The organism is Citrobacter sp. Cf072, assembly GCF_030334485.1.
GTDB lineage: Bacteria > Pseudomonadota > Gammaproteobacteria > Enterobacterales > Enterobacteriaceae > Citrobacter > Citrobacter freundii.
Window position 1 is genome coordinate 41,306 of sequence record NZ_JAOWDX010000038.1, and the last position, 19,507, is coordinate 60,812.

General features: G+C 49.0%; 18 protein-coding genes. 12 read left to right on the forward strand and 6 right to left on the reverse strand.

What is annotated here, in order from left to right; genetic code table 11:
* Window positions 1–19 precede the first annotated feature (19 nt).
* Together OGX66_RS05995 and yeaG are read right to left on the reverse strand one after the other, a co-directional pair.
* Entirely contained in the window at window positions 20–1,303 is a 1,284-nt protein-coding gene (locus OGX66_RS05995) for a YeaH/YhbH family protein (protein ID WP_003030708.1), read from the reverse strand.
* Between the two features lie 121 nt (window positions 1,304–1,424).
* On the reverse strand, window positions 1,425–3,359 hold the full coding sequence (gene yeaG / locus OGX66_RS06000) for a protein kinase YeaG (RefSeq protein ID WP_003030707.1): 1,935 nt from the start codon (window positions 3,357–3,359) through the stop codon (window positions 1,425–1,427).
* A gap of 433 nt (window positions 3,360–3,792) precedes the next feature.
* On the opposite strand from yeaG, the gene OGX66_RS06005 reads away from it, so the two are divergent.
* Together OGX66_RS06005 and OGX66_RS06010 are read left to right on the forward strand one after the other, a co-directional pair.
* Window positions 3,793–4,539 (forward strand): MipA/OmpV family protein, encoded by a 747-nt coding sequence (locus OGX66_RS06005; RefSeq protein ID WP_003846663.1) that lies wholly within the window; start codon window positions 3,793–3,795, stop codon window positions 4,537–4,539.
* Between the two features lie 159 nt (window positions 4,540–4,698).
* Window positions 4,699–5,553, forward strand: coding sequence for an aldo/keto reductase (locus OGX66_RS06010; RefSeq protein ID WP_200003043.1), 855 nt, complete (start codon window positions 4,699–4,701; stop codon window positions 5,551–5,553).
* Between the two features lie 105 nt (window positions 5,554–5,658).
* Here the strand turns inward: OGX66_RS06010 and OGX66_RS06015 are convergent, their stop codons facing one another.
* Both OGX66_RS06015 and gapA read right to left on the reverse strand, forming a co-directional pair.
* On the reverse strand, window positions 5,659–6,543 hold the full coding sequence (locus OGX66_RS06015) for a D-hexose-6-phosphate mutarotase (protein WP_003846660.1): 885 nt from the start codon (window positions 6,541–6,543) through the stop codon (window positions 5,659–5,661).
* A gap of 83 nt (window positions 6,544–6,626) precedes the next feature.
* Window positions 6,627–7,622: a glyceraldehyde-3-phosphate dehydrogenase gene (gene gapA / locus OGX66_RS06020; RefSeq protein WP_003030697.1), complete on the reverse strand. Its 996-nt coding sequence runs from the start codon at window positions 7,620–7,622 to the stop codon at window positions 6,627–6,629.
* Window positions 7,623–7,963: 341 nt separating this feature from the next.
* Between gapA and msrB the strand changes: the two genes are divergently transcribed.
* Window positions 7,964–8,377, forward strand: a complete 414-nt coding sequence (gene msrB / locus OGX66_RS06025; protein ID WP_003030695.1) for a peptide-methionine (R)-S-oxide reductase MsrB — start codon at window positions 7,964–7,966, stop codon at window positions 8,375–8,377.
* A gap of 42 nt (window positions 8,378–8,419) precedes the next feature.
* Complete coding sequence (locus tag OGX66_RS06030) at window positions 8,420–8,695, forward strand: YeaC family protein (protein WP_003030693.1); 276 nt, start codon at window positions 8,420–8,422, stop codon at window positions 8,693–8,695.
* Window positions 8,696–8,745: 50 nt separating this feature from the next.
* Here the strand turns inward: OGX66_RS06030 and yajD are convergent, their stop codons facing one another.
* Window positions 8,746–9,090, reverse strand: a complete 345-nt coding sequence (gene yajD / locus OGX66_RS06035) for an HNH nuclease YajD (protein ID WP_003030690.1) — start codon at window positions 9,088–9,090, stop codon at window positions 8,746–8,748.
* 94 nt (window positions 9,091–9,184) lie between these two features.
* Window positions 9,185–10,438, reverse strand: coding sequence for a chitinase ChiD (gene chiD / locus OGX66_RS06040; protein ID WP_049003657.1), 1,254 nt, complete (start codon window positions 10,436–10,438; stop codon window positions 9,185–9,187).
* A 297-nt stretch (window positions 10,439–10,735) separates the two neighbouring features.
* Here chiD and OGX66_RS06045 point away from each other — a divergent pair, with 297 nt between their 5' ends.
* From OGX66_RS06045 to OGX66_RS06080, 8 genes are all read left to right on the forward strand, one after another.
* Window positions 10,736–11,812 (forward strand): zinc-binding dehydrogenase, encoded by a 1,077-nt coding sequence (locus tag OGX66_RS06045; protein WP_044700068.1) that lies wholly within the window; start codon window positions 10,736–10,738, stop codon window positions 11,810–11,812.
* Between the two features lie 26 nt (window positions 11,813–11,838).
* Window positions 11,839–13,218, forward strand: coding sequence for an MFS transporter (locus tag OGX66_RS06050; protein ID WP_003030684.1), 1,380 nt, complete (start codon window positions 11,839–11,841; stop codon window positions 13,216–13,218).
* Between the two features lie 17 nt (window positions 13,219–13,235).
* The gene (locus OGX66_RS06055) at window positions 13,236–14,279 is read left to right on the forward strand and encodes an NAD(P)-dependent alcohol dehydrogenase (RefSeq protein ID WP_103798223.1); all 1,044 of its coding nucleotides are present in this window, start codon (window positions 13,236–13,238) and stop codon (window positions 14,277–14,279) included.
* A gap of 24 nt (window positions 14,280–14,303) precedes the next feature.
* Complete coding sequence (locus OGX66_RS06060; protein ID WP_048219048.1) at window positions 14,304–15,140, forward strand: ketose-bisphosphate aldolase; 837 nt, start codon at window positions 14,304–14,306, stop codon at window positions 15,138–15,140.
* Between the two features lie 4 nt (window positions 15,141–15,144).
* Window positions 15,145–16,092: a carbohydrate kinase family protein gene (locus tag OGX66_RS06065; protein WP_003846648.1), complete on the forward strand. Its 948-nt coding sequence runs from the start codon at window positions 15,145–15,147 to the stop codon at window positions 16,090–16,092.
* A 9-nt stretch (window positions 16,093–16,101) separates the two neighbouring features.
* Complete coding sequence (gene ydjG / locus OGX66_RS06070; protein WP_003846646.1) at window positions 16,102–17,085, forward strand: NADH-dependent methylglyoxal reductase; 984 nt, start codon at window positions 16,102–16,104, stop codon at window positions 17,083–17,085.
* Window positions 17,086–17,221: 136 nt separating this feature from the next.
* On the forward strand, window positions 17,222–17,980 hold the full coding sequence (locus OGX66_RS06075; RefSeq protein ID WP_003030679.1) for a DeoR/GlpR family DNA-binding transcription regulator: 759 nt from the start codon (window positions 17,222–17,224) through the stop codon (window positions 17,978–17,980).
* A 140-nt stretch (window positions 17,981–18,120) separates the two neighbouring features.
* Complete coding sequence (locus OGX66_RS06080; protein ID WP_003840879.1) at window positions 18,121–19,479, forward strand: MFS transporter; 1,359 nt, start codon at window positions 18,121–18,123, stop codon at window positions 19,477–19,479.
* Window positions 19,480–19,507 lie beyond the last annotated feature (28 nt).

A 19,507-nucleotide genomic window follows, 5' to 3' on the forward strand; every position in this document is an offset into this window, starting at 1 on the left:
GCTGACTGATTTGTTTAGATTAATTGTTACTGGTCGTACTTTGCTTATGAAACAGTTCGCGAAATACCGGGTAAATATCATCCTGGTCGCGGATATGCTGCATCGCAAAGTTATCAAAGGTTGATTGCAGATGTTCGTATTCACGCCATAAGGTTTGGTGGGCGCGGCGAGTGATTTCGATATAGCTGTAATAGCGTACCACTGGCAGTAGCTTTTTCGCCAAAATCTCATGACACAGCGGTGAATCATCTGCCCAGTTATCACCGTCCGATGCCTGTGCAGCATAGATGTTCCACTGGGCAGGGTTGTAGCGATCTTTCACCACTTCATCCATTAACTTCAGCGCACTGGAGACAATGGTTCCCCCGGTTTCCTGAGAGTAGAAGAACTCATGTTCATCCACTTCTTTCGCCTGGGTATGGTGGCGAATATAAACCACCTCCACGTTCTTATAGGTCCGGCTTAAGAACAGATACAGCAGGATATAAAAACGTTTAGCCATATCTTTGGTCGACTGATCCATCGAACCAGAGACGTCCATCAGGCAGAACATCACCGCCTGGCTGGAAGGGTCGGGGCGTTTTTCATAATTTTTGTAGCGTAAATCAAAGGTGTCGATAAATGGCACGCGTTCGATTTTTGCCCGCAGTTCGGCAATCTCTTTGCGTAACCGTTCCTCTTCCAGCAACTGCGCTGGTTCGCTTTTCGCGATGGTTTCCAGATCCGCTTCGAGAGCATGCAGTTCGCGACGCTTACCCGCTGTCATCGCCGTACGGCGCGCCAGTGAGTTTTGCAGGGATCGCACCACGCTAATGTTGGCAGGCACACCGTTAGAGGTAAAACCTGCCCGGTGTGTTTTATACTCCGTTAACTGACGCTGCTGATTCTGCTTCAGGTTAGGAAGTGCTAAATCTTCGAACAACAGATCAAGATATTCATCTTTAGAGATCTGAAAGACGAACTCATCCTGACCCTCACCATCCTGGCTGGCCTGGCCTTGTCCACTTCCTGAGCCGCCACCGCCGCCCTGTGGGCGTTCAATGCGGTCATTCTGCACAAAATGGTCGTTACCCGGATGTACGCGATGGCGCAGGCCACCACGTCCCTGATGAAACATTGGTTCGCTAATATCATCAGTCGGAATAGAGACAGATTCGCCGCTATCCACATCAGTCACCGAACGCTTGTTAATGGCCTCGGAGATCGACTGTTTAATTTGCGATTTATAACGGCGTAAGAAGCGCTGGCGGTTTACCGTGCTCTTGTTTTTGCCGTTAAGACGCCGGTCAATAAACCAGGTCATAAGCCCCCCGTACTGCCAACTGTTCGCCATGTCTGTAAGTGCCGGATGGCGCTGTCGCTATCCGGCCTACGGAACATTGTTTTGCAAGCCCGGTAAGCGCATGCGCCACCGGGCACTTATGTTAAGACGATTTACGTACGCGCAAATACCATTCGCACAGTAAACGCACCTGTTTACGCGTGTAGCCTTTTTCCATCATACGGTCGACAAAATCGTCGTGTTTTTTCTGCTCGTCAGTCGAGGTTTTAGCATTGAACGAAATGACCGGCAGCAGCTCCTCGGTATTGGAGAACATTTTCTTCTCAATAACCGTGCGTAGTTTTTCGTAACTGGTCCAGTTTGGATTGCGACCGCTGTTATTCGCTCTGGCACGCAGAACAAAGTTGACGATCTCGTTACGGAAATCTTTCGGGTTACTGATACCCGCCGGCTTCTCAATTTTCTCCAGTTCTGAGTTCAGTGACTCGCGATCAAACAGCTGACCGGTATCTGGATCGCGATACTCCTGATCCTGAATCCAGAAATCCGCATAAGTGACATAACGGTCGAAAATGTTCTGTCCGTATTCGGAATAGGATTCGAGATAAGCTGTCTGGATCTCCTTGCCGATGAATTCAGCATATTTCGGGATCAGATAGCCTTTCAGGAACTCAAGATAACGCTCAGCTTGCTCCTGCGGGAACTGTTCACGCTCGATTTGCTGCTCCAGTACGTAGAACAGATGAACCGGGTTAGCTGCCACTTCAGCATGGTCAAAGTTAAAGACGCGAGATAGGATCTTAAACGCGAAACGCGTGGACAGACCGTTCATTCCCTCATCAACCCCGGCGTAATCCCTATACTCCTGATAGGATTTCGCTTTTGGATCGGTATCTTTCAGGCTTTCGCCATCGTAAACGCGCATCTTCGAGTAAATGCTCGAGTTCTCAGGTTCTTTCAGGCGAGAAAGAATGGTAAAGCGAGAGAGCGTTTCCAACGTGCCCGGTGCGCAAGGCGCATGGGTCAGCTCACTGTGGTTAAGCAGTTTTTCGTAAATTTTGATCTCTTCAGAGATCCGCAGGCAATAAGGCACTTTGACGATGTAAACACGGTCAAGGAACGCCTCATTGTTTTTGTTATTACGGAACGTTACCCATTCAGACTCGTTCGAGTGGGCAAGAATAATCCCGTTAAACGGCAGGGCGGAGATACCTTCTGTCCCGTTGTAGTTTCCTTCCTGGGTGGCGGTCAGCAGAGGATGCAGCACTTTAATCGGTGCTTTAAACATCTCAACGAACTCCATAATCCCCTGGTTTGAGCGGCACAGTGCGCCCGAATAACCGTAGGCATCAGGATCGTTCTGGGCGTGGTGTTCGAGTTTACGAATATCCACTTTCCCGACCAGCGCAGAAATATCCTGGTTGTTTTCATCACCAGGCTCCGTTTTAGCGATAGCGATCTGCTCCAGAATAGACGGCCAGACTTTGACGACGCGGAATTTTGTAATGTCCCCGCCAAAATCATGCAGACGTTTAGCAGCCCACGGCGACATGATCGTACCGAGATAACGACGCGGGATCCCATACTCTTTTTCCAGGATCTGCGCGTCTTCCTGCGGATTAAACAGGCATAACGGATGATCGTTGACCGGGCTACGTTCGCCATTGGCGCTCAGGACATAAATCGGTACTCGTTGCATCAGCGACTTCAGCCGCTCAGCAAGAGATGATTTCCCCCCTCCCACAGGCCCCAGCAGATACAGAATCTGCTTCTTCTCTTCCAGACCTTGAGCCGCATGCTTCAAATAAGAAACAATCTGCTCAATGGCGTCTTCCATGCCGTAAAACTCTTCAAAAGCGGGATAGCGTGCAATTACCCGATTCGAAAAGAGTCGAGAAAGTCGAGGTTCATGGGCAGTGTCAACCATGACAGGCTCACCAATAGCCATTAATAGCCGCTCTGCCGCGTTGGCATAAGCACTGCGATCTTGCCGACAAGTGGTAAGAAACTCCTGCAGCGTGAACTCTTCGTCCTTGGCAGCTTCATAACGCTGGCGATAGTGATCGAATATATTCATGGTATGCCGTCCTTTCGTTTTTTAGCACATGTTAAGAGCCGTTCATATGAATAGTAGAGGCCCCTGAAGAGGTAAACTGAACGACGTCGCTGCTGAAGAAATAAGCAACTCTCATGCCATTTTAGTGGTCAGGAGATCAACGTATTCGGTGATACACCTTCTAAAATTAAGCGTAGATGGCATTTGCAAAACTTGCCTGTGTGCGCAAATGAATTTCAATGGCATATCAATAACTCATCAGCAAAAAAAGCACATCTTATGTAAAGAATTGGAGCGGGATTCATGCGGTGTTCACCGTGCTGCAAGCAAAATGTCATCACTCGCTGAGAAATTAGGGGGTTACATTCTGGGGCGAATACGTAAAATAGTTGGGCTGAAGCGTATTGGCGGTTACACTTTGACCGCTACACATTTGAATAAGGAATTATGGATTGTGACCAAACTCAAACTTCTGGCACTTGGCGTCCTTGCCGCAACCGCAGTTAGCACCGCACAGGCGGAAAGTCAGTGGACTGTTGGCGCGGGTGTCGGTGTGATTAACAGCCCGTACAAACAGTATGACCGAGATGTTTACCCTGTTCCGGTTGTCACCTATGAAGGCGATAATGTGTGGTTCCACGGCTTGGGTGGCGGTTACTATTTGTGGAATGATACGGCAGATAAGCTTTCCATCATGGCGTACTATGATCCGACGCATTTCAAGCCGGGTGATAGCGATAGCCATGCTTTACGCCAACTCGACAAGCGTAAAAGCAGCTTGATGGCTGGCCTATCATATGTACATAACACCCAGTATGGTTTCCTGCGTACCGCACTGGCGGGTGATACCCTGGATAACAGCAATGGCTTTATCTGGGATCTGGCCTGGCTCTACCGTTACACCAACGGTGGTCTGACCCTGACGCCGGGTATCGGTGTGCAGTACAGCAGCGAAAACTACAACGACTACTATTATGGTGTGTCCAGTCACGAGTCTCGCCGCAGTGGTCTGAATAGCTACAACGCTGACGATGGATGGGATCCGTACCTGGAGTTGACCGCGAGCTATAACTTCCTTGGCAACTGGAACGTGTACGGCACTGGCCGTTATGTGCGTTTGAGTGATGAAGTGAAAGACAGCCCGATGGTCGATAAGTCCTGGTCTGGCATCTTCTCGGTAGGTGTGACCTATAAGTTCTGATGCCACTGCGTGTCAAACACTAGCCCGCATCTCTGCGGGCTTTTTTACGTCATTAAAATTAAGACAACCCCCAGATCATGATGGTGCAATTTGTGCACCCTAACAGGACACATGCACGTTGTTTTGCTTTACTGTGGTGCATTAACACAGGAGGGTGCGATGACAGCGAAACAGGTGACGTTTACAAACCAGGTATCGCTTCCTGCTATTGGGCAGGGAACATGGTACATGGGCGAGGATCCAAGCCGACGCCGGGATGAAGTGTCTGCGCTGCAGGCCGGACTGGATCTCGGCCTGCGATTGATTGATACCGCAGAAATGTACGCTGATGGTGCAGCGGAAGAGGTGGTGGGTGAAGCATTAACGGGACGGCGTGATAGCGCTTTTTTAGTCTCGAAAGTTTACCCATGGAATGCCGGTGGAGAGAAAGCCATTGCCGCCTGCGAAGCCAGCCTGCGTCGACTGAAAACTGATTATCTGGATCTCTATTTGCTGCACTGGATGGGCGATTTTTCATTTGCAGAGACCGTCGATGCCATGGAAACACTGATTGCGCAGGGGAAAATCCGCCGTTGGGGCGTCTCAAATCTCGATTATGATGATATGCAGGCGTTATGGCAGGTACCCGGTGGACGGGAGTGTGTGACTAACCAGGTGCTTTATCATTTAGCCTCGCGCGGTATTGAATATGATTTACTGCCGTGGTGCCAGCAGCAGCAGATGCCGGTCATGGCATACAGTCCGCTGGCCCAGGCGGGACGGCTGCGTGGCGATTTGCTTTCTAATTCAGTGGTGAATGACATTGCGCGCGTGCACAATGTTAGTGCTGCACAGATTTTGCTGGCGTGGGTGATTCGTCAGTCGGGTGTAATAGCAATTCCGAAAGCCGCAAGCGTAGCGCATGTCGAACAAAATGCCGCCGCGCTGGAGATAACGCTCTCTGTGGATGAGCTGAAGCAGTTAGATAAGGTGTATCCGGCGCCAAAAGGTAAAACAGCGCTGGATATGGCCTGATTTGCCAAATGACGATGCTCACGCAGCTTATCAGGCCAACGGCTGTGTGTGGTTTGTAGGCCGGATAAGGCGTTAGCCGCATCCGGCATGATGCGCAGAGTTGTCTTAGCGTTTAGCAACACGAATAGTCTGCGCGAGGCGAGATGGTTTTTCTTCGGTGGTTTTCTGCGGAGCGGTCGCGTAAGCCGTTTCTACACAAACAAACGTTTTGTAGCCATCATCCGGCATGTCGCCCATACTGACGGACAGCGCCGGGCCAGGGTTCCAGCCCACGACATTCAGGTGGTGGTGGTGGACAACGTCGATATTGCGATTCAACGCATCATCATGAATCACGCTGCACGCTTCCGGATTCAGATAGACACGATCGGTGCGGTCCGGGAAGGTCTGGATACCATCAGCCAGCACATCTTCTTTAGCATCATTCACTTTATCGATCAGGCGATCGCCGAGACCACTAACTTTCACTGCCGCAATGTCACCAACGTTGAAATAGGTATGCAGTGCCGAGGTGGTTTCAAACTCACCGTGAGCTTCCAGCTCCATCTCACAGGTGGCTCCCACTTTGAAACGGGCCAGCAGGCAAAACTCGTGCGGCCAAAGCTGACGCGTTTCGGCATTGCTCTGCAGTTCAAACGTCAACACCACGCCATTGTCGTCTTCGTTGTGCGCTTTCAGCGTCCATGGCAAGTTACGGGCAAAACCATGCGAAGGCAGGCCCTGCTGAGCAGCCGGACCAAACCACGGCCAGCAAATTGGTACGCCGCCACGCAGCGCTACGCCGGTTTTAAACGGGGTATTGTTGCTTAACCACAGGACTTCCTCTTCGCCGTTTGGTTTCCAGGAAAGAAGATGTGCGCCCTGTAGCGCGAAAGACGCTTTAACCTGGGGGTGATCGACAACAAGAACCTCAAGCTCATCAAGCTGACGGCGGGAGAGGACAGGGGTAAGCTGTTCAATGACCGGGAGAGCGAAAATTTTGTTAATCATGATGCAATCCTTGGTATGTGAATATTTTGGTCATAAAAAAAGGCGACCGAAGTCGCCTTTTTGGATCAGATACTCATCTCAACTTATTTGGAGATGTGAGCAATCAGGTCCAGAACTTTGTTAGAGTAGCCGGTTTCGTTGTCGTACCAGGATACCAGTTTCACGAAGTTGTCGTTCAGTGCGATACCAGCTTTAGCATCGAACACGGAAGTGCAAACTTCACCGTTGAAATCGGTAGATACTACGTCGTCTTCGGTGTAACCCAGAACGCCTTTCATCGGGCCTTCGGAAGCAGCTTTGATTGCTTTCTTGATTTCTTCGTAAGAAGCAGCTTTTTCCAGACGAACGGTCAGGTCAACAACGGATACGTTCGGGGTAGGAACGCGGAACGCCATACCAGTCAGTTTGCCGTTCAGTTCTGGCAGTACTTTACCTACAGCTTTAGCTGCACCGGTAGAGGACGGGATGATGTTCTGGGATGCGCCGCGGCCGCCGCGCCAGTCTTTGTGAGACGGGCCATCAACGGTTTTCTGAGTAGCGGTGGTTGCGTGAACAGTAGTCATCAGACCTTCGATGATGCCGAAGTTGTCGTTGATAACTTTAGCCAGCGGAGCCAGGCAGTTAGTGGTGCAGGAAGCGTTAGAAACGATGTCCTGACCTTCGTATTTGTCAAAGTTAGCGCCTTTAACAAACATCGGAGTGTTATCTTTGGACGGACCAGTCAGAACCACTTTTTTCGCGCCAGCAGTGATGTGCTTACGAGCGGTTTCATCTGTCAGGAACAGGCCAGTAGCTTCAGCTACTACGTCAACACCAACTTCGTCCCATTTCAGGTTAGCCGGATCACGTTCAGCGGTAACACGGATTTTTTTACCGTTTACGATCAGATGACCGTCTTTCACTTCAACGGTACCGTTGAAACGGCCGTGAGTGGAGTCATATTTCAGCATGTAAGCCATGTAGTCAGCGTCTAACAGGTCGTTGATTGCAACGATCTCGATGTCAGAGCGTTCTTGAGCAGCACGGAAAACAATGCGACCGATACGGCCAAAACCGTTGATACCTACTTTGATAGTCATATATTCCACCAGCTATTTGTTAGTGAATAAAAGGTTGCCTGTAAAATTACAAAAACCTTACGCAGCGTCAAGCGGAATCGTGTCAATCATTGCGACAAATCAATCTGCTGCCTAAGCTTTGTGCAACTGACTCGCCTCACTCTTCCTTTGGGCTTGAAACCACATGGGGTCGGCGGCCCGAATTTTAAAGGGCAATCAAGATAAAAACGTGACTCTGATCACGAATTGCAGGCTGCCATTTCGCAAGGATCAAGTTTAGAACAAAAGTTCGCACTCCGGTGTTAATGTTTTGTTAGAATCTGTCTCGCGATGTGAGTTTAGATAAAGCGAGATGTGAGCAAATGGCTAATCAACCTTCTCCAGAAGAACTGAAAAAAAATTTAACCGAAATGCAGTTCTACGTGACGCAGAATCACGGGACAGAACCGCCATTTACCGGGCGTTTGCTGCATAACAAGCGTGACGGCATCTACCACTGTCTGATCTGCGATAAACCGCTATTTCGTTCCGAGACAAAATATGACTCTGGCTGCGGCTGGCCCAGCTTTTACGAGCCTGTCAGCGATGAGGCTATCCATTACATAAAAGATACGTCACACGGCATGCAGCGCATAGAAATCCGCTGCGGAAACTGTGATGCGCACCTGGGACACGTCTTCCCGGATGGTCCGAAACCTACCGGTGAACGGTACTGCGTTAACTCAGCGTCTTTGAACTTCACCGATAGTGAAAACGGTGAGCAAACCAAGGGTTGAAGAAACGATTCAGCAAATTATTCTACGGAGAGTGGATTTAACATGAATCTTGATGAGATGATCAACAGTATGACGCCGGAAGTTTATCAGCGCTTATCGACTGCCGTTGAGCTCGGAAAATGGCCGGATGGCGTAGCGCTAACGGCAGAACAAAAAGAGAACAGCTTACAGCTGGTAATGTTATGGCAGGCGCGAAACAATATTGACGCGCAGCATATGACGATTGATACCAACGGTGAGATGGTGATGAAGAGCAAGCAGCAGTTGAAGGTTGAGTTTGGTATTACGCCCGAACCGATTGCGACGTTTAAATCCTGATTAACCTGGCCCGGCAAACACAAACATCGGTGTCGGGCCCGCAGTTGCTGTTATTTCTTGTTCATCATCGCCTTCAGGTCGGCAAACGGATTGTATTTCGCCTCGCCGACGTCTTTCTGCGCATCTTCCCCTGCCACTACGGTAGAACCATACTGATCCACCTCAGTGTATTTCGAATGCTCATGATCGTGACAGTACAGGCATAACATCTCCCAGTTGCTACCGTCTTCCGGGTTATTGGAGTGATCGTGATCGATGTGATGTACTGTCAGCTCGCGCAAATTTGAATACACGAACTCACGGGAACAACGTCCACAAACCCAAGGGAAGAGCTTTAGCGCCTTTTCCCGATATCCGACTTCCAGACGGGCGTAATTTTTAGGGATAAAAGCCATAAAAGCGCATGCCTCCAGTAGAAAATGAAGAGCTGCGCCAAAGGTTGACGCAGCAGAATGGGCTAATCATAACCTATTGTGCCAGGCGTTGGGATCAGTGTTTGATGCCTAACGAATCGGCTAACTGCTTCGCCAACTGGTTTTGGTCATCTGCACCGTATTCCCAGAACATGGCGCCTCCCAATCCTTTACTTTTGATGTAGTCGGCTTTGATCGCCACCGAACGCGGATTTTCATAGGAGAGGGCAAAAAGTGCTTTTCCATCTGCAGGCTGCACCGACAGCCACGGCACTTTCGCTTCATCATCCCAATGTTGGCTAAAGCGTTTTTGCGGATCGTTGATCAACTTCGCCACGATATCGTTGTACTTCACGTAGGTATCTTTGCTCAGGTCGACGCCCAGTGATTTGAACAACTCAATTTGCGCAGGCTCGAAATAGGGCTGGGTAACAGGATTTTTCTGCGCGTCAGGTTTGCTCCAGTCAATGCCTGGCTCAACGGCGCGTTTTGGTACGCGTCCATAAAAGCCAATGCCCAGATTCATTTGGCTCGGTTTCAGACCGGCTGCGAGATAGTTACTGACCACAAAATCGGCGCTGTATTTATCCGCCGCGGCGACCGTCGGCCATTGCGTCGAATCATACAGGTTCGAGTTAAAATACTGGGTGCCGTAAGCCATGTCATAGGTCATCAGGTTGATGTAGTCGAGCGATGGTGCAATGGCTTTTACATCCACCCAGCTTTTCGGACTTTCTGCATTTGCGCCCACGGCGATGGTCAGCAGTTTTTTATGCCCCAATGCGGTCCGCAGTTCTGTTAGCAGCGCGGTAAAGTTAGCGCGGTCAGCCGGTTGGCTTTCGACCAGTCCCCAGGCTCCGTTAACCGGATATTCCCAGTCGAGGTCGATACCATCCAGACCATATTTCGCAATTATCTCTTGCGCAGACTGAATAAACACTGCGCGCGTATCCTTCGTTGCCGCCGCACCAGAGAATCCACGCGCTCCCCAACCGCCGACGGAAAGTAACACTTTCAGGTTTGGATTTTGTTTACGCAGCTGTGGAATTTTCAGCAAATCATCCTGCACTTTCTGTGAAAGCCAAATTTGATGCAGTTTGCTGGCGTCTTTTAAGGCGTCATTGGTCTCGTCTTTTTCGTTGTTGTAGACAAGGCCAAACGAATAGTTGAGATGAGTTATCTGGCGAACATCCAGTTTATTGATGTCGCCGCCAGGACCGGCAGTGACGTCGCCACCGCCATTAAAGTAGCCAACTGACATCAGTGAATTGGCGGAAACAACGCTGGCGCAGAGCAGGGGTAATGCTGCCAACAAAGGCAATAGTTTCATCGGTGTTCCTCTTTGACATTTAAACAAGTAAACACGCCACGGAAATGGCGTGGCGAAAAAAAACAGCACCCGCAGGTTAACAGTTTCATAACAGGAAAAATGCGAAGGGGTTCACGCCATTTTAGCGAAGCGGCTGCCAGGTTCACTTGGTTTTCAATTCATCTTTGCACTTATTTGTGATCTTGGTTGTGAAATGCAGATAATAATCTGTGTTTTAAAGATTTGATGTTGACCTCAAAAATTATATGGATAAGTATGATTGTCACTGATGCAAAACTGAACACAAAGGAAAATTCAATGAAAGCACTGGCAAGATTTGGCAAGGCCTTTGGCGGCTATAAGATGATTGATGTACCGGAACCAGTTTGTGGCCCGGATGACATCGTGATTGAAATCAAAGCGGCGGCTATCTGCGGCGCGGACATGAAACACTACAATGTTGATAGCGGATCTGATCAATTTAACTCCATCCGCGGCCATGAGTTCGCCGGTAAAATTGTCCGCGTTGGCGACAAAGTTAAGGACTGGAAAGTCGGTCAGCGGGTGGTTTCTGACAATAGTGGACATGTCTGCGGTGTTTGCCCGGCCTGCGAACAAGGCGATTTTCTGTGTTGTACAGAAAAAGTGAACTTAGGTCTCGACAACAACACATGGGGCGGAGGGTTCTCTAAATATTGCCTGGTGCCGGGAGAAATCCTCAAAATTCACCGCCATGCGCTGTGGGAAATCCCACAAGGCGTTGATTATGAAGAAGCGGCGGTGCTGGATCCTATCTGTAACGCCTACAAATCTATTGCTCAGCAATCCAAATTCCTTCCCGGCCAGGACGTCGTGGTTTTCGGCACCGGCCCATTAGGGCTCTTTTCCGTGCAAATGGCGCGCATTATGGGGGCCGTTAATATTGTGATGGTCGGGCTGGAAGAGGATGTTGCCGTACGCTTCCCGATCGCCAAAGACCTGGGCGCGACAGCTGTCGTTAACGGTTCGACCGAAGATGTGGTTGCACGTTGCCAGGAAATCTGCGGTAAAGACAATCTGGGGCTAGTCATTGAATGCTCTGGTGCCAATATAGCTCTGAAACAATCGATCGAAATGCTGCGCCCGAATGGTGAAGTCGTTCGCGTCGGCATGGGCTTTAAACCTCTCGATTTCTCCATCAACGACATCACCGCGTGGAACAAAAGCATCATTGGCCATATGGCCTACGATTCTACATCCTGGCGCAACGCCATACGCCTGCTGGCCAGCGGAGCGATCAAGGTCAAACCGATGATCACTCACCGTATCGGCCTATCGCAATGGCGCGAAGGATTTGACGCCATGGTCAATAAAACCGCGATTAAAGTCATCATGACTTACGACTTTGATGAATAACATGTTTATTAAAAGGACGTTATCGCATGGAACAAATAGCAAAACCGCACTGCGGCGCCAGACTGGACAGGCTACCTGACTGTCGCTGGCATACGTCAATGTTTGCGATGGTTGCCTTCGGATTACTGGTTTGCTGGAGTAATGCCGTCGGCGGATTAATTCTCGCGCAGTTAAAAGAACTTGGCTGGACTGATAATTCCACCACCGCCACGTTCTCTGCCATTACGACGGCTGGAATGTTTCTCGGCGCGCTCGGTGGGGGAATTATTGGCGATAAAATCGGGCGTAAAAACGCATTTATTCTATATGAAGCGATTCATATTATTTCTATGATCGTGGGTGCGTTTTCACCCAATATGACCTTTCTGATCGCCTGCCGTTTTGTAATGGGAGTTGGATTAGGCGCGCTGTTAGTGACCTTATTTGCCGGGTTTACCGAATATATGCCAGGCAGAAATCGTGGTACATGGTCGAGTCGGGTCTCGTTTATCGGCAACTGGTCTTATCCACTCTGTTCGCTGATTGCGATGGGGCTGACGCCAGTTATCAGCGCGGAATGGAACTGGCGCGTACAGTTGTTGATTCCTGCGGTGCTGTCGCTCATAGCAACGGTTATTGCCTGGCGCAGTTTCCCTGAGTCGCCTCGCTGGCTGGAGTCTCGCGGGCGCTACCAGGAAGCCGAAAAGGTGATGCGGGCAATTGAGGAAGGTGTCATTCGACAGACCGGTAGGCCGCTGCCCCCAGTCGTAATAGATGATGATGGCAAACAACCGTGTTCTGTTCCGTACTCCGCATTATTAACAGGGGTGTTACTGAAGCGGGTTATTTTGGGTTCCTTTGTTCTGATTGCCATGAACGTCGTCCAGTACACCTTAATTAATTGGCTACCGACAATATTTATGACGCAGGGCATTAATCTGAAAGACTCCATTGTCTTAAATACCATGAGTATGTTCGGCGCGCCGTTTGGGATTTTTATCGCCATGCTGGTAATGGATAAAATTCCGAGAAAGACCATGGGTGTAGGGTTATTAGTGTTAATTGCCGTGCTGGGATATATCTATTCACTGCAAACCAGCATGCTGCTGATTACGCTAATTGGTTTCTTCCTGATTACTTTTGTCTATATGTACGTTTGCTACGCCTCGGCAGTCTATGTTCCGGAAATATGGCCAACCGAAGCGAAACTCCGCGGTTCTGGTCTGGCGAATGCGGTAGGACGTATCAGTGGTATCGCTGCGCCTTATGCGGTCGCGGTATTGCTTAACGGTTATGGAGTGACGGGTGTATTTGTACTGCTGGGTGCGGTCTCCATTATTGTCGCTGTCGCCATTGCTACCATCGGAATTGAAACCAAAGGCGTCTCTGTCGAAAGCCTCGGTATTGATGCAGTTACCAGCAAATAATATTGATGGGAAATAAAATGAAAAATTCAAAAGCGATATTAAAAACGCCGGGCACGATGAAAATTATTGCCGCCGATATCCCGGTGCCAAAAGAGCACGAAGTGCTGATTAAAGTGGAATACGTTGGAATTTGTGGATCAGATGTTCATGGTTTTGAATCAGGTCCTTTTATTCCGCCGAAAGATCCCAATCAGGAAATTGGTCTGGGGCATGAATGCGCCGGTACGGTGGTGGCAGTAGGGAACCGTGTGACTAAATTTAAACCCGGCGACCGGGTGAATATCGAACCGGGCGTGCCGTGCGGTCACTGCCGCTACTGCCTGGAAGGGAAATACAACATCTGCCCTGATGTTGACTTTATGGCCACGCAGCCTAATTATCGCGGCGCGCTAACCCACTATCTGTGCCATCCGGAGAGCTTCACTTACAAGTTGCCCGATAATATGGACACCATGGAAGGCGCGCTGGTAGAGCCCGCGGCGGTAGGGATGCATGCCGCAATGCTGGCGGACGTTAAACCGGGCAAGAAAATCGTCATTCTGGGGGCGGGCTGTATTGGTTTAATGACCCTGCAAGCCTGTAAATGTTTGGGTGCTACCGACATTGCGGTGGTTGATGTCCTGGAAAAGCGTCTGACCATGGCCGAGCAACTTGGTGCGACGACCGTGATCAACGGGGCGAAAGAGGACACCGTTGTCCGCTGCCAGCAGTTCTCCGGAGATATGGGGGCCGATATTGTTTTTGAAACCGCAGGTTCAGCGATCACTGTTAAGCAGGCTCCATATCTGGTAATGCGCGGCGGGAAAATCATGATCGTGGGTACTGTACCTGGTGATTCAGCGATTAATTTCCTCAAAATTAACCGTGAAGTGTCTATTCAGACCGTTTTCCGTTATGCCAACCGCTACCCGGTCACGATTGAAGCCATCTCCTCAGGGCGTTTTGATGTGAAGTCGATGGTGACGCATATTTACGATTATGAAGATGTTCAGCGCGCGTTTGATGAATCCGTTAATAACAAATGTGAAATTATCAAAGGCGTTATTAAATTAAATTATTAATCTATTGAAAAGGGAGAAATAACCATGCTGGCAGATATTAAATATTGGGAAAATGATGCTCAAAATAAACATTATGCAATTGCCCACTTTAACGTGTGGAATGCGGAAATGTTAATGGGAGTGATTGATGCGGCGGAAGAATCTAAATCGCCGGTAATTATCTCCTTCGGTACCGGCTTTGTGGGTAATACCTCGTTTGAAGATTTTTCGCATATGATGGTTTCTATGGCGAAAAAAGCCTCGGTGCCGGTTATTACCCACTGGGATCACGGACGCAGCATGGAGATAATCCATAACGCATGGGCCCACGGCATGAATTCACTGATGCGTGATGCTTCCGCTTTTGATTTCGAGGAGAATATTCGCCTGACCAAAGAGGCGGTCGATTTCTTCCACCCGCTGGGTATTCCCATCGAAGCAGAGCTGGGCCATGTGGGTAATGAAACGGTCTACGAAGAGGCGCTGGCGGGTTATCACTACACTGACCCAAGCCAGGCGGCTGAGTTTGTCGAGCGTACCGGCTGTGACTCGCTGGCGGTAGCGATTGGTAACCAGCACGGCGTCTACACCTCCGAACCGAAACTGAACTTTGACGTGGTTAAACGAGTGCGTCAGGCGGTATCCGTTCCGCTGGTGCTGCACGGCGCGTCCGGCATTAGCGACGCGGATATCAAAAAAGCCATTTCATTAGGCATTTCGAAAATCAATATTCACACCGAACTGTGCCAGGCCGCAATGGTGGCGGTGCAGGAGAACCAGGACCAGCCGTTCCTGCACGTTGAACGTGAAGTACGTAAAGCCGTAAAAGAGCGCGCGCTGGAGAAAATCAAATTGTTTGGTTCAGACGGTAAAGCGGAATGACAATATGGATTATATCGAGGTTATTTGTATAGGGGCGGCAATTGTTGATATTCCCTTGCAACCAGTGAGTAAAAATATCTTTGATGTTGAATCTTATCCATTAGAACGAATAGCTATGACCACGGGAGGTGACGCTATTAATGAGGCGACGATTATTTCTCGCCTCGGCCATCGCACGGCGTTAATAGGCCGGATAGGTGACGATGCTGCGGGGCATTTTATTGTCGATCACTGCCGTCGGGAGAATATTGATATTAAAAGCCTGAAGCAGGATGCTGATATTGATACTTCCATTAACGTGGGTTTAGTCACCGCTGATGGTGAACGCACCTTTGTGACTAACCGTAACGGCAGCTTATGGAAACTGAATATAAACGATGTTGATTTTGACCGTTTCTCTCAAGCAAAGCTGCTGTCGCTGGCGAGTATTTTTAATAGCCCGTTGTTGGATGGTGATGCACTGACGGCAATTTTCACTCAGGCGAAAGCGCATAAGCTCATTATCTGCGCGGATATGATTAAACCGCGACTGAATGAAACGCTGGACGATATCCGTGAAGCGCTGAGCTACGTGGATTATCTGTTTCCCAATTTTGAAGAGGCAAAACTGCTCACTGGGAAAGAGACGCTGGATGAGATTGCCGACAGTTTTCTGAACTGTGGCGTGAAAACCGTCGTGATTAAGACCGGCAAGAGAGGCTGTTTTATCAAGCGTATTGACATGAAAATGGAGGTCCCGGCGGTGTCAGGAATTACCGCCATCGACACCATCGGCGCGGGGGATAACTTTGCTTCAGGATTTATCTCCGCGCTGCTAGAAGGCAAACCGCTTCGCGACTGCGCGCTGTTTGCTAATGCAACGGCGGCAATATCGGTACTGAGCGTGGGTGCCACGACGGGTGTGAAGAACAGAAAGCTGGTTGAACAACTTCTTGACGAATACGAAGGGTAATAGCGGCAGATGAAAATGATTCCTTTAGGAAGTACGGATATTACGCTTTCCCGCATGGGATTAGGCACATGGGCTATTGGCGGTGGTCCGGCATGGAATGGCGATCTCGATCTGCAGATTTGTATCGATACCATTGTTGAGGCGCATCGCTGCGGTATCAATCTGATTGATACCGCGCCAGGCTACAACTTTGGCAACAGTGAAGTGATTGTCGGTCAGGCGCTGAAAAAGCTGCCGCGCAGCGAGGTAGTGGTTGAAACCAAATGCGGCATCGTCTGGGAGCGAACAGGCAGCCTGTTTAACAAAGTGGGCGATCGCCAGCTGTATAAAAACCTCACGCCTGAGTCTATTCGCGAAGAGGTTGATGCCAGCCTGCAAAGATTGGGTATCGACAGTATTGATATCTATATGACCCACTGGCAGTCGGTCGAACCCTGTTTTACGCCGATTGCGGAAACCGTAGACACGCTGAACGCACTGAAAAAAGAGGGGAAAATCCGTTCGATTGGTGCGGCAAACGTCAATGCCGGGCATATCAGGGAGTATCTCAAACACGGTGAGCTGGATATTATCCAGGCCAAGTACAGCATTCTTGACCGGGCGCTGGAAGCTGAACTGCTGCCGCTATGTCAGCAGAATGGCATCATTGTGCAGGTATATTCACCGCTTGAGCAGGGGTTGTTGACCGGTACTATCGCCCGAGATTATGTTCCTGGCGGCGCGCGGGCTAACAAGGTCTGGTTTCAGCGGGAAAATATGTTGCGGGTGATTGATATGCTTGGGCAGTGGCAGCCGCTTTGTGAAAAATACCGCTGCACAATCCCCGCACTAGCTCTGGCGTGGATTTTAAAGCAAAGCGATTTGATCACCTTACTGAGTGGCGCAACCGCACCTGAACAGGTTCGCGAGAATGTCGAGGCGTTAACCATTCCCCTGACAGATGATGATTCATTATTGATGAGGCGAATGGCGGAAGCGTTGGATATAAATTAATTCAGATAGGATTGACCTCTGTTTCTGTGTAAAAGAGTATTAAAATCTGTGATTCAGACATGTTCTTTTGAAAATAAATATAGCCTGTGAGATACTAGGGTCTTATTATTACTTTGCAGGAAACAGAGGTATCATCGTGGCGGCAAAAGACAGGATTCAGGCCATTAAGCAAATGGTGGCTAACGATAAGAAAGTGGTGGTATCTAATTTAAGTTCAATCTTTCAGGTGACTGAGGAAACGATTCGCCGCGATCTTGAAAAACTGGAAGATGAAGGTTTTTTGACCCGAACATATGGCGGTGCAGTGCTCAATACCACTGCGTTGTCCGACAATATTCATTTTTATAAGCGTGCAAAATCTTTCTTCGAAGAAAAGCAGATCATTGCACGTAATGCATTACCGTTTATTAAAAATAAGACCACAATGGCTGCCGACTCCAGCAGTACCGCGATGGAATTATTAAAGCTGTTGAAGGAAAGAAACGATCTGACGTTGCTTACCAATTCGGCTGAAGCATTTCATGAGCTGGCGCAGTCAGAAATTAACGTGGTCTCTACTGGCGGTGAGCTGAATAAGAATACGCTGTCGCTGCAGGGAAGAATCACCAAGGAGATTATCAGCCGCTATCATGTTGATATCATGGTGATGAGCTGCAAAGGTTTGGATATGCAGAGTGGGGCGCTTGATTCTAATGAAGCGGAAGCGGAAATCAAAAAAACCATGATCCGCCAGGCGACTGAGGTGGCATTGTTAGTTGATCACTCAAAGTTTGATCGTAAAGCTTTCGTTCAGCTAGTGGACTTTAGCCATATTAATTACCTAATAACCAATAAGGCACCGGGTGCAGAGTGGATTGCATTTTGCAAAGAGAATAATATTCAACTCGTTTATTAACTATAGCGAGGGTTGTGTCGATATTATTTTAGTTTGCACCTGGGAAATGCCATAAGAATCTAATGATGATGGATGGCGCGGCAAAATTGCTTCTGCCGCGATCGCCATACTTTCTATTTAGCTGAATTTGAGGCATCCAGATGGAACAATGTGACCCTATCGGCGCAAGATTAGATCGCTTACCTTTATCTCGATTTCATTTTCGTATTTTCGGCATTATTAGTTTTAGTTTGTTAATAACCGGTTTTCTCAGCTATTCCGGGAATGTGGTATTAGCAAAATTAGTCAACACTGGCTGGTCAAACAATTATCTAAATGCCGCGTTTACCTCAGCGCTGATGTTCGGCTACTTTATCGGTTCACTAGCCGGCGGCTTTATTGGTGATTATCTCGGTCGACGCAAAGCGTTCCGCATCAATTTGTTAATCGTCGGGGCCTCAGCCTGCGCTGCAACGTTTGTGCCCAACATGTACTGGCTTATCTTCTTCCGCTGTCTGATGGGGATTGGAATGGGGGCGCTAATTATGGTGGGCTATGCCTCATTTACAGAATTCATTCCACCCGCGGTACGTGGGAAATGGTCTGCCCGTCTGTCATTTGTCGGCAACTGGGCACCAATGCTATCTGCGGCAATTGGCGTCGTGATCATTGCACTTTTAAGCTGGCGGGTGATGTTTCTGCTCGGTGGCATGGCAATGCTGTTGGCCTGGTATCTGTCGGGAAAATACTATATTGAATCCCCACGTTGGCTGGCTGGTAAAGGGAAGAGAAGCGAAGCTGAAAAACATCTTATGCAGGTTGAATCGCAAATTGAGCTAGAAAAAAACATCACTTTACCATCCTGCCGGAACGAATGCCCGTCGGCGGATTTAAGCACGGCAAGTGGTTCATTTTGGCTATTGTTTAAGGGGCCAATGTTGCGCTGTACACTGGTGGCGATCACGGTGCTTATCGCAATGAATATTTCGCTCTACACCATTACGGTATGGATCCCGACTATATTTGTTAATTCGGGAATCGATGTAACGAAATCCATATTTATGACTGCGATAATTATGATTGGCGCGCCAGTTGGGATATTTATTGCCGCGTTAATTATCGATCGCTTTCCACGGCGATTGTTTGGCTCATTCTTGTTGATTATTATCGCATTGCTCGGGTATTTCTATTCACTTCAAACTGAAGAGTGGGCCATTCTGAGCTACGGGCTGGTGATGATTTTTTTTCTGTATATGTATGTCTGCTTTGCCTCTGCAGTTTATGTCCCAGAACTATGGCCCACGCACCTAAGATTGAGAGGATCAGGTTTTGTTAATGCGGTGGGAAGGATTGTCGCTGTGTTTACGCCCTATGGCGTCGCTATTTTGTTGACCCGCTATGGCTCCGTTACGGTCTTTATCGTGTTAGGAGTAATGTTGGTTCTATGCGCGCTGATTCTTTTTTGTTTTGGCATCGAAACACGCAAAGTATCGCTGGAAGAGATTTCAGCGCTGGCCTGAGATAACGCGCCGACAGGAGTGACCCTGT

Excerpts from the sequence above, each read along its gene's own strand:
- OGX66_RS06065 (WP_003846648.1), top strand. The coding sequence starts at position 15,145 with ATGGATTATATCGAGGTTATTTGTATAGGGGCGGCAATTGTTGATATT.
- OGX66_RS06030 (WP_003030693.1), top strand. The coding sequence starts at position 8,420 with ATGAATCTTGATGAGATGATCAACAGTATGACGCCGGAAGTTTATCAG.
- OGX66_RS06045 (WP_044700068.1), top strand. The coding sequence starts at position 10,736 with ATGAAAGCACTGGCAAGATTTGGCAAGGCCTTTGGCGGCTATAAGATG.
- OGX66_RS06080 (WP_003840879.1), top strand. The coding sequence starts at position 18,121 with ATGGAACAATGTGACCCTATCGGCGCAAGATTAGATCGCTTACCTTTA.
- ydjG (WP_003846646.1), top strand. The coding sequence starts at position 16,102 with ATGAAAATGATTCCTTTAGGAAGTACGGATATTACGCTTTCCCGCATG.
- msrB (WP_003030695.1), top strand. The coding sequence starts at position 7,964 with ATGGCTAATCAACCTTCTCCAGAAGAACTGAAAAAAAATTTAACCGAA.
- OGX66_RS06015 (WP_003846660.1), bottom strand. The coding sequence starts at position 6,543 with ATGATTAACAAAATTTTCGCTCTCCCGGTCATTGAACAGCTTACCCCT.
- chiD (WP_049003657.1), bottom strand. The coding sequence starts at position 10,438 with ATGAAACTATTGCCTTTGTTGGCAGCATTACCCCTGCTCTGCGCCAGC.
- OGX66_RS06055 (WP_103798223.1), top strand. The coding sequence starts at position 13,236 with ATGAAAAATTCAAAAGCGATATTAAAAACGCCGGGCACGATGAAAATT.
- yajD (WP_003030690.1), bottom strand. The coding sequence starts at position 9,090 with ATGGCTTTTATCCCTAAAAATTACGCCCGTCTGGAAGTCGGATATCGG.
- OGX66_RS06010 (WP_200003043.1), top strand. The coding sequence starts at position 4,699 with ATGACAGCGAAACAGGTGACGTTTACAAACCAGGTATCGCTTCCTGCT.
- OGX66_RS06060 (WP_048219048.1), top strand. The coding sequence starts at position 14,304 with ATGCTGGCAGATATTAAATATTGGGAAAATGATGCTCAAAATAAACAT.
- OGX66_RS05995 (WP_003030708.1), bottom strand. The coding sequence starts at position 1,303 with ATGACCTGGTTTATTGACCGGCGTCTTAACGGCAAAAACAAGAGCACG.
- yeaG (WP_003030707.1), bottom strand. The coding sequence starts at position 3,359 with ATGAATATATTCGATCACTATCGCCAGCGTTATGAAGCTGCCAAGGAC.
- OGX66_RS06050 (WP_003030684.1), top strand. The coding sequence starts at position 11,839 with ATGGAACAAATAGCAAAACCGCACTGCGGCGCCAGACTGGACAGGCTA.
- gapA (WP_003030697.1), bottom strand. The coding sequence starts at position 7,622 with ATGACTATCAAAGTAGGTATCAACGGTTTTGGCCGTATCGGTCGCATT.